Below are 8,977 nucleotides of genomic sequence, written 5' to 3'. Positions count from 1 at the left end.
TTCTCAGCATCCGGATCAGTAGGCAGGAAGCACAAAGGCACGTCGTCCCTATAAAACGAATACAGACCGGAAAAATTAGCGAATGAGAACAACTGTCAGGCGGGCGATTGAGCGGCTTTTTTCATAAACACAAATCAAATGTGGGAGCGGGCTTGCTCGCGAAAGCGGTGTGTCAGTCAACGATGCAATAACTGAAATACCGCTTTCGCGAGCAAGCCCGCTCCCACATTGAGTGATGCGCTGCTCAGGCGATTGCGGCCATGATATGCCGGCGATGATGCCCTTCCAGCTGATCCTTGATCACCTTGAGCACTTTGGCTTCATGCTCATGAATGAAGAAGTGCCCGCCGGCGAGCATGTCCACTGAAAAGCTGCCACGGGTTTCCTTGCTCCAGCCGATCAGTTGTTCGGTGGTCGCGCGATCCGCCTTGCCGCCCAGCACGTGCACCGGGCAGTTGAGCAACGGCCGCGACAACGGCTCGAATTTGCCGCAGAGCAAGAAGTCCGCGCGCAGGATCGGCAGGGTCAGGCTCATCAGTTCGGCATTGGCCAGCACTTCTTCGCTGGTGCCGTTGAGCGTGCGCAATTGATCGATCAGCTCGGCGTCGGTTTTCGGCTCGGCAAAACCGCGATCGTAATCGGCGCGCATCGTCGGCGCCGCCGTGCCCGAGGCGAAACAGCGCCACCGGTTCCGGACAGCCCAATGCGCGCAGCGCGTGAGCGATTTCGCAGGCCAGCAGCGCGCCCAGGCTATGGCCGAACAACGCATACGGCGCTTTGAGATTCGGCCGCAATTCCTTGGCCAGTTGCATCGCCAGCGCCCGCATATCCGTGTGCAGCGGCTCGTCGAAACGTGCACCGCGCCCCGGCAGTTCCACCGGTTGCAGTTGCAGCCATTGCGGCAGTTTTGGCCGCCAGCGGCTATAGACCATGGCGCTGGCGCCGGAGTACGGCAGGCACAGCAGGGTCAGCTTGTTCACCCGGCTTTCCTCGAAAAATTTGTCTGTAGAGATAAACGGATTACGCCCCCCGGCAAATTAGTCGCGCGCCGGTAAATTGCGCCAACAGGCGCTCGTTAACTGTTCAGGCCAAAACCAATAACGAGGATTCACCGTGGACCTGCAGAGCATCCTGGGCAAGTTGTTCGCCAACGCCGGTGCCGTCGGCATCGAAGGCGTTTTCCAATTCGTGTTTGGCCCGCAGCAGGCCTACTGGTCCGAGGTCAAGGCCAGCAGTCGCACGGCGCCCGGACGCCACCCCAGCCCCGACGTGACCATTGAAGTGGCCGAGAGTGATTTTCTCGGGATCATGGGCGGCCGAGTCAATGTCGAAGAACTGTTCGCCAGCGGGCGCCTGAAAATCGGCGGCAACATGGGCCTGGCGACGCTGCTGCCGCAGATCATCGAGCATGCGATGCACGGTGGCGCAGTGGCGCAAAAGGTCGACATGAACAAGCGCTACCCGACCCCGCCACGCTTCAGCGAACAACTCACCGCCGGGCTGCCGGTGCAGACCCGCATCGAGCGCCATGCGCGCGATGAATTGTCGGTCAGCGAATTCAAAAGCAGATACTTGCCCAACGGCATCCCGGTGGTGATCAGCAATGCCTTGCAGGACTGGCCGCTGTTCAAGCTCAGTCGCGAGGAATCACTGGTGCATTTCGCCGAACTGCAGGGCATCACCCGCCACGGCGATTACGTGAAGAAAACCTTTTCCACCGAACGTGATTTCCGCTCGACGTCGATGGCCGAGTTCATTGCCTCGCTGGACCAACCGGCAGTCAAACGGGCTGACGGCGAACCACCGGCCTACATGGGCAACAACATCCTGCCGGCGCAATTGCTGCAGCAGATCAAGTACCCGCCCTACTTCGATGCTTCGCTGTTCATCCCGCCACGCATCTGGATCGGCCCCAAAGGCACGCTGACGCCGCTGCACCGCGACGACACCGACAACCTGTTCGCGCAGGTCTGGGGCCAGAAGCAGTTCACCCTCGCCGCCCCGCATCACCGCGAAGCACTGGGCACCTGGTCGACAGCGCCAAAGGGTGGCCTGGACGGCTGCGACTTCAACCCCGACGCACCGGACTATGAGCGCTTTCCCGCAGCACGCGATGTGACGTTCCTGCGCGTGACGCTGGAGGCCGGGGATCTGCTGTTTCTGCCGGAGGGCTGGTTCCATCAGGTGGAGTCGGTGTCGACGTCACTGTCGGTGAATTTCTGGGTGAATTCGGGGCGGGGTTGGTAACCCATCCGCTGTCTGTGTGGATAACTCTGTGGCGAGGGGATTTATCCCCGATCGACTGCGCAGCAGTCGCAAACTCACCCGGCACGCTTCTTCTGAAGGAAAGAGCTGGCTGGATTTGGGGCTGCTTCGCGGCCCATCGGGGATAAATCCCCTCACCACAACAGCCCGCGATGGCCGGGTTATTTCAGGTGCCGATAACTCTGAAACGCCGACGCCAACACCACCGCCCCCGCCATAATCGCCAGCCAGAATCCGCTGCGTGCACCGAAAGCATCCACCAGAGCGCCCGAGCCGGCCGCGCCGATCGCCACGCCGATGCTCAACCCCGTCACCAGCCAGGTCAGGCCTTCAGTCAGTTTGGCCGGCGGCACGATGCGTTCGATCAACGCCATCGCCACAATCAGCGTCGGCGAGAAGAACAATCCCGCGACAAACACCGCCAGCGACAAACCGAAAATATTGCTCGCCAGCAACAGCGGCAGCGTGGTCACCGCCGTCGCCACCCCACCGTAGAGAAACAGCCGCGGCAACGGCAGTTTCGAGCGCATCGCGCCAAACGCGATACCGGCCAGACACGAGCCGATGGCGTACACCGACAACACGATGCTCGCCGCTGCCGGTTGGCCCTGCTGCTGGGCGAACGCGACGCTGACCACATCGACCACACCGACGATGACGCCCATGGCAAGCATCAACGCCAGCAGCCATTGCACGTCGGTCGAGCGAATGATCGAACCCTGATGCTGTGATTCCTGCGGATGCACCGCCGGCTCGGTGCTGCGCTGGGCGACAAACGCCGTCACCCCGATCGCCAACGCCAACAGCGCGGCCAACGGCCCGGCCTCGGGAAACGCCACCACGCACAAACCCACCGACAGCGGCGGGCCGACGATGAAACAAACTTCATCAAGCACCGATTCCAGCGCATAGGCAGTCTGCAATTGCGGCTGGCCGCGATAGATCTCGGTCCAGCGCGCGCGCACCATCGCCGACATGCTCGGCATGCAGCCGGCCAGCGCGGCGAAGATGAACAGCGTCCAGGTCGGCGCCTGCAAACGCGTGCACAGCAGCAACATCAACAGCGCCCCGCCACCGATCAACGCCGACAACGGCAGCACTTTGCCCTGGCCGAAACGATCCACCAGCCGTGAGACCTGCGGCGCACAAAAAGCCGTGGCCAGGGCAAAAGTCGCCGCCACCGCACCGGCCAGCGCGTACCCGCCCTTGAGCTGCGAGAGCATGGTGATCACGCCGATGCCGGTCATGGAAATCGGCATGCGCGCGATCATCCCGGCCAGTACAAAAGCCCGGGCGCCGGGGGCGGTGAATAATTCGCGGTAGGGGTTTGCCATGGGTACAGCCTCATCAGGGGCCGCCAAGTTGCCATAAAGGTTGATGAGCGTGGAAGCGGGGAATTGTTGGTGGAATGTGAAGGCGCGAAACTCGACACCTTGCGATTCCAGGCACTCTCCCAGGATCGCTCCCCAAGACCAATGGCATTGCCGCCGACGTCTGGAATCACATAACCAATCGTCGAAAATCGCGCACACCTGTCAGGTTTTACAGGTGCCTTTTCATGCGATTGCAGTTCTCATGAGGCTTTGACTCAATGGCGTACCGCTCCTGAATGAACGGGCAACTGCTCTTGAGCACTATCCCATAGCGCACGCGCCAAGGAGCCTTGCCATGGAAGAACAGCTTATTCTGGTATCGCCCAAGGATCGCCAGACCGGTGTAGCCTCAAAGATGAAAGTGCATCACCAGGGACTGCGCCATCGCGCATTTTCGATTCTGCTCTTTGACTCACAAGGTCGGATGCTGATGCAACAACGCGCGTTGGGCAAATATCATTCCGGCGGATTATGGACCAACACGTGCTGCGGGCATCCTCGCCCCGGCGAACGCACGGCCGCCGCTGCCCTGCGTCGACTGCAGGAGGAAATGGGCACGACGTGCAAACTGCAAAAAGTCGCCTCGATGCTCTATTACGAGCAAATGTCCAATGAACTGATCGAGCATGAATTTGACCACGTGTTTGCCGGCCTCAGCCAGCTCGATCCGGTAGCCAATCCCGAGGAAGTCGAAAGTTGGGAGTGGCTGTCGCTGGAGGAGATCACCGAACGGATCGAACAGGCACCCGAGCAGTTCACGATCTGGTTTCGCCGGATGTTCGAGCAGTTCGGGATAGGGGGTGTAAGGCAATGGTTCGAGGCCGCCCACGATGCGTCAGCGGCACGATCAATGCCTGATGCTTTTGGGAAAAAGGCAAGATCACCCTGGGCCGTCCCGCCGTTGTATTGTCCGGCGCCGTTTCGGGTTGATACGGCGCTGGCCGAGGCCGTCGAAGATCGGCTTATGCCATGGATCAAGGAAGTCGGCATATTTGCGGGACAACTCGAAAAGGTCCGCGCCATGGGGTTCGGTCGCTTCGCCATGCTTTGCCATACCGACACTCACGATCCCGATCGCCTGCTGCTTTCGGCACAGTGCATCGCCGCCCTGTTTGCCGTGGATGATTACTACTGTGATGACGAGCGAACCGGCTCCGAACCGCGCCTGGTAGGGCCCCGACTTTCGCTGGCGCTGGCCGCACTGGAGCCGGCGCACCTGCCCTCTCGCTTTCGTTGCGGTCTTGATCATGCACTGAACAGTGACCCGGTACTGGTTGCGCTTCGCGCCTATATGGACCGCGTTCAGGCATTCGCATCTTCCGTACAAGTGGCCAGGGTACGCCACGAAATCATCGCCATGTTTGTCACCATGACTGCCGAAGCGGCCTGGCGCCTGGAAGGATTGACCCCACCCATCTGGGAATACCTCGCTCAACGCCAGACCAACAGCTTTTTACCCTGCATGTCATTGATCGACGTGATCGGTGGATACGAACTGCCAGCACACATCTACAGCGCCCCTGCCGTGCGGCGCGTGACCACGCTGGCCGCCAGCGCCACAATCGTCGCCAACGATCTGTATTCCGCACACAAGGAAAATCAGGCCGCAATCGGCGATTTCAATCTGCCGCAGTTACTGGCTCGCGAACACAATTGCACGCCCCGACAAGCGATGATCAAGTGCGCGCACGTTCATGACGAAATCGTGCACCTGTATGAAGCGGCGGAACAAGCCGTGCTGCCGGATGCATCGCCGCTGCTGCAGCGTTTTCTGACCGGCATAAAAAGCTGGGTCTCCGGCAGTCTTGAATGGCACCGGCACAGTGGCCGCTATCACGTCTGAACGTGTCGATCTTTTCATGCATGCGGATGAACTCTCGCAGCTCGCCATGGGTCAGCTGACTGAGCCCTTAACCCAGGCATTTCGAGCATGCAGATTTCCCTCGCCCGCCAAGTAGCACTGGTCACCGGCGCCAGCTCCGGCATCGGCCACGCTGCCGCAAAAGCGCTGGCCGCTGCCGGCGCAGCCGTCGTGATCAATTACAACCGTCAGGCCGAACCTGCCGAGGCACTGGCGCAGCAAATCATCGCCGACGGCGGTCAGGCACTGGCCATCGGCGCCGATGTGTCCAAGGAAGACGAGGTCGAACGGTTGTTCGCCGAGACCCTCGAGGCCTTTGGCGCGCTGGACATTCTGGTGGCCAATTCCGGCATGCAAAAGGATGCGCCGGCGGTGGACATGACCCTCGAAGACTGGAACACGGTGATCGGCGTCAACCTCACCGGCCAGTTCCTCTGCGCTCGCGCCGCGCTGCGGATTTTCAATCGCCAGGGCGTGCGTGAAGGCGTGTCCCGCGCGGCCGGCAAGATCATTCACATGAGCTCGGTGCATCAGCGCATTCCGTGGGCCGGGCACGTCAACTATGCGGCGTCCAAGGGCGGCGTCGATCAGTTGATGCAGACCCTCGCCCAGGAAGTCAGCCAGCAGCGCATCCGCATCAACGGCATCGCGCCGGGGGCGATTCGCACGGCAATCAATCAGCAAGCCACCGAAGGCGCGGCCGGTGAGAAGCTGCTGGAGCTTATCCCCTACGGTCGCATCGGCGATGTCGAGGACATCGCCAACGCCGTAGTGTTTCTCGCTTCCGACGCCGCCGACTACATCGTCGGCACCACCCTGTTCATCGACGGCGGCATGAGTCTTTATCCGGAGTTTCGTGGCAATGGCTGAGCATCATCCTGAACGACAAAGCCCGATCGACGCCCACGGCATCATCGGTGACCTGCGCAGTGCCGCACTGGTCAACGACAAGGGCAGCGTGGATTTTTTCTGCTGGCCGGAATTCGACAGCCCGTCGATCTTCTGTTCACTGCTCGACACGCCCGAGGCAGGGATTTTCCAGCTCGCCCCGGACTTGCCCGATGCCCGGCGCGAGCAGATCTACCTGCCCGACACCAACGTTTTGCAGACGCGCTGGCTCAGCGAACAGGCCGTAGTGGAAATCACCGATCTGCTGCCGATCGGCGACAGTGTCGATGACCTGCCGTTGCTGATGCGCCGGGTGCGGGTAGTCAGCGGTGAAGCGACGTTTCACATGCGCTGCGCGGTGCGGCATGACTACGCGCGTGCCAACACCCGGGCGCAGATGGATCAACAATCGGTGATTTTCAGTGCGGAGGGTCAGCCATCGCTGCGGCTGGTGGCGGATCAGGCGTTGCACATCGATGGCGAGTCGGCCGTTGCCTCCTTCAGTTTGAAACAGGATCAGCACGCCGAATTCGTCCTCGGTGGCGCCGACGATCCGCGCTTCAAGGATGACGGCGCGAAAATGTGCCTGGAGCGCACGCTGAAGTTCTGGCGCGACTGGATCGGTCAGTCCAACTACCGCGGGCGCTGGCGGGAGATGGTCAATCGCTCGGCCCTCGCGCTGAAGCTGCTGACCTCGCGCAAGCACGGCGCAATCCTCGCCGCCGCCACCTTTGGCCTGCCGGAAACCCCCGGCGGCGAGCGCAACTGGGACTATCGCTACACCTGGATCCGCGACGCTTCGTTCACCGTCTACGCGTTCATGCGCCTGGGTTTTGTCGATGAGGCCAATGCCTACATGGGCTGGCTGCGTGGTCGGGTCAGCGATTGCCAGGGAAATTCGACCAAACTCAACATCCTCTATGCGATCGACGGTCGCCAGGAGCTGCCGGAAACCGAACTCTCCCACCTCTCCGGCCATGGCGGCGCGCAACCGGTGCGCATCGGCAATGGCGCGTACGATCAGATTCAGCTCGATATCTTTGGCGAACTGATGGACGCGGTGTACCTGGTCAACAAGTACGGCGACGCGATTTCCCACCAGGGCTGGAAACACGTGCGCGAAGTGGTCGATCAGGTGTGTGAGACCTGGCAGACAACCGATGTCGGCATTTGGGAAATGCGCGGTGAGCAGCATCACTTCCTGCACTCGCGACTGATGTGCTGGGTGGCCTTGGACCGGGCGATTCGCCTGGCCTCGAAACGCTCGCTGCCGGCGCCGTTCGTCCAGTGGGATCAGACCCGGCAGGCGATCTATGCCGACATCTGGGACAACTTCTGGGATGAGGAGCGCGGGCATTTCGTCCAGTACAAGGGCGGCACCGCGCTCGACGGTTCGATGCTGCTGATGCCGCTGGTGCGCTTCGTCAGCGCCAAGGATCCACGCTGGCTGTCGACCCTTGAAGCGATCGAAAAGACTCTGGTACGCGACGGCATGGTTTATCGCTATCGCAACGATGACGCCAACATCGACGGTTTGACCGGCACCGAAGGCGCCTTTGCCGCCTGCTCATTCTGGTACGTCGAATGCTTGGCCCGCGCCGGTCAGGTGGAAAAGGCGCATCTGGAGTTCGAACAACTGCTGCGCTACGCGAACCCACTGGGCCTGTATGCCGAAGAGTTCGACAGCAAGGGCCGCCATCTGGGCAACACCCCGCAAGCGCTGACGCATCTGGCGCTGATCAGTGCGGCGAGTTTTCTGGATCGGCGTTTGAGTGGGGAAAAGAGTGTTTGGCAGCCGTAATTTCGCCAGTGTTTGTAGGAAATATGCCGCATAAGCGCGCTGCGCCGGGCTAACCCCTACACAGAAATAAACAGAATCAGATCCCCTGTGATGAGGGGATTTATCCCCGACGGGCGGCGCAGCAGTCCTGATTTTTCCGGTGCATTTCGTCAACAGCACCGCGTTGCTTGGCTTTGCGCCTGCTGCGCAGCCGATCAGGGATAAATCCCCTCACCACAGTTTGGGTAGTCTGTTCCTGCTTCTTCTAAACAACACCCTGGCAAATCCCTCCCCCGCAACCTGCACTTACACCCTGAAATACCCTGTTGCCAGCTGTTACATCCCCCCCTACCATCCACCGCAACGGGCACAGCGGAGCTGTCCAATAAAACCCGAATTCAAGGAAACAGAATGACCCAGCACGTCCACCGCCCCATCGCCACGCCCCTGCGCAGCGGCCTGACCCGCACCCAACTCTGGGAAGCCGCCGACAAAGGCCTGATCAAGTGCTGGGAAATCGGCCGTCAGCGCGCCACCCGCTTCCCCGACCTTGCCCAACAATGCCTCGCCGGCGAACTGCCGGTGCTCGGCTGGAAAGGTGGCGTGAGCCGCAGCCTGAAGAAAAACGAGAAATACGGCTCGCTGAAATACTTGGCGCAGTGGCAGGGGTTGCGTGGCGAGGATCTGGATATTGATCTGGGTGAAGAGCGTTCGCTGACCTGCTCGCGGACGAAGATGCGGGTAACGTTTACCCCGGATCGGACGAAGTATTTCAATCAGGTGGCGGAAGCCGAGGCTTAAGGAGAAGCA

6 protein-coding genes and 1 pseudogene are annotated in these 8,977 nt (G+C 60.9%); 5 read left to right on the top strand and 2 right to left on the bottom strand.

Annotated elements, in window-relative coordinates; genetic code table 11:
* Positions 1 to 244 precede the first annotated feature (244 nt).
* Positions 245 to 980, bottom strand: a pseudogene (locus ACOYXI_RS00835) (thioesterase II family protein).
* A gap of 133 nt (positions 981 to 1,113) precedes the next feature.
* Between ACOYXI_RS00835 and ACOYXI_RS00830 the strand changes: the two are divergent.
* Positions 1,114 to 2,247 (top strand): cupin-like domain-containing protein, encoded by a 1,134-nt coding sequence (locus tag ACOYXI_RS00830; protein WP_108182192.1) that lies wholly within the window; start codon positions 1,114 to 1,116, stop codon positions 2,245 to 2,247.
* A 179-nt stretch (positions 2,248 to 2,426) separates the two neighbouring features.
* On the opposite strand, the gene ACOYXI_RS00825 is transcribed toward ACOYXI_RS00830, so the two are convergent.
* Entirely contained in the window at positions 2,427 to 3,599 is a 1,173-nt protein-coding gene (locus ACOYXI_RS00825) for an MFS transporter (protein WP_097087672.1), read from the bottom strand.
* 334 nt (positions 3,600 to 3,933) lie between these two features.
* On the opposite strand from ACOYXI_RS00825, the gene ACOYXI_RS00820 reads away from it, so the two are divergent.
* The 4 genes from ACOYXI_RS00820 to ACOYXI_RS00805 all read left to right on the top strand — a co-directional run bounded on the left by ACOYXI_RS00820 (position 3,934) and on the right by ACOYXI_RS00805 (position 8,968).
* Positions 3,934 to 5,481: a family 2 encapsulin nanocompartment cargo protein terpene cyclase gene (locus ACOYXI_RS00820; RefSeq protein WP_098967998.1), complete on the top strand. Its 1,548-nt coding sequence runs from the start codon at positions 3,934 to 3,936 to the stop codon at positions 5,479 to 5,481.
* A gap of 87 nt (positions 5,482 to 5,568) precedes the next feature.
* Positions 5,569 to 6,369, top strand: coding sequence for a glucose 1-dehydrogenase (locus ACOYXI_RS00815; RefSeq protein WP_461674133.1), 801 nt, complete (start codon positions 5,569 to 5,571; stop codon positions 6,367 to 6,369).
* Positions 6,362 to 8,188 (top strand): glycoside hydrolase family 15 protein, encoded by a 1,827-nt coding sequence (locus tag ACOYXI_RS00810; protein WP_282413497.1) that lies wholly within the window; start codon positions 6,362 to 6,364, stop codon positions 8,186 to 8,188. The genes ACOYXI_RS00815 and ACOYXI_RS00810 overlap by 8 nt, the downstream gene beginning before the upstream one ends.
* A 390-nt stretch (positions 8,189 to 8,578) precedes the next feature.
* Positions 8,579 to 8,968 carry a hypothetical protein gene (locus ACOYXI_RS00805; RefSeq protein ID WP_135295325.1) on the top strand — a complete coding sequence of 130 codons (390 nt, stop codon included), beginning with the start codon at positions 8,579 to 8,581 and terminating at the stop codon, positions 8,966 to 8,968.
* Positions 8,969 to 8,977 lie beyond the last annotated feature (9 nt).

It is taken from the genome of Pseudomonas sp. G3-19, from assembly GCF_054855875.1.
The sequence above is the reverse complement of the archived record's forward strand: the minus strand, read 5'-3'. Positions and strand labels throughout refer to the sequence as shown.

Bases quoted from the DNA above. Each gene is read 5' to 3' on its own strand.
- ACOYXI_RS00810 (WP_282413497.1), top strand. From the start codon at position 6,362: ATGGCTGAGCATCATCCTGAACGACAAAGCCCGATCGACGCCCACGGC.
- ACOYXI_RS00820 (WP_098967998.1), top strand. From the start codon at position 3,934: ATGGAAGAACAGCTTATTCTGGTATCGCCCAAGGATCGCCAGACCGGT.
- ACOYXI_RS00815 (WP_461674133.1), top strand. From the start codon at position 5,569: ATGCAGATTTCCCTCGCCCGCCAAGTAGCACTGGTCACCGGCGCCAGC.
- ACOYXI_RS00805 (WP_135295325.1), top strand. From the start codon at position 8,579: ATGACCCAGCACGTCCACCGCCCCATCGCCACGCCCCTGCGCAGCGGC.
- ACOYXI_RS00825 (WP_097087672.1), bottom strand. From the start codon at position 3,599: ATGGCAAACCCCTACCGCGAATTATTCACCGCCCCCGGCGCCCGGGCT.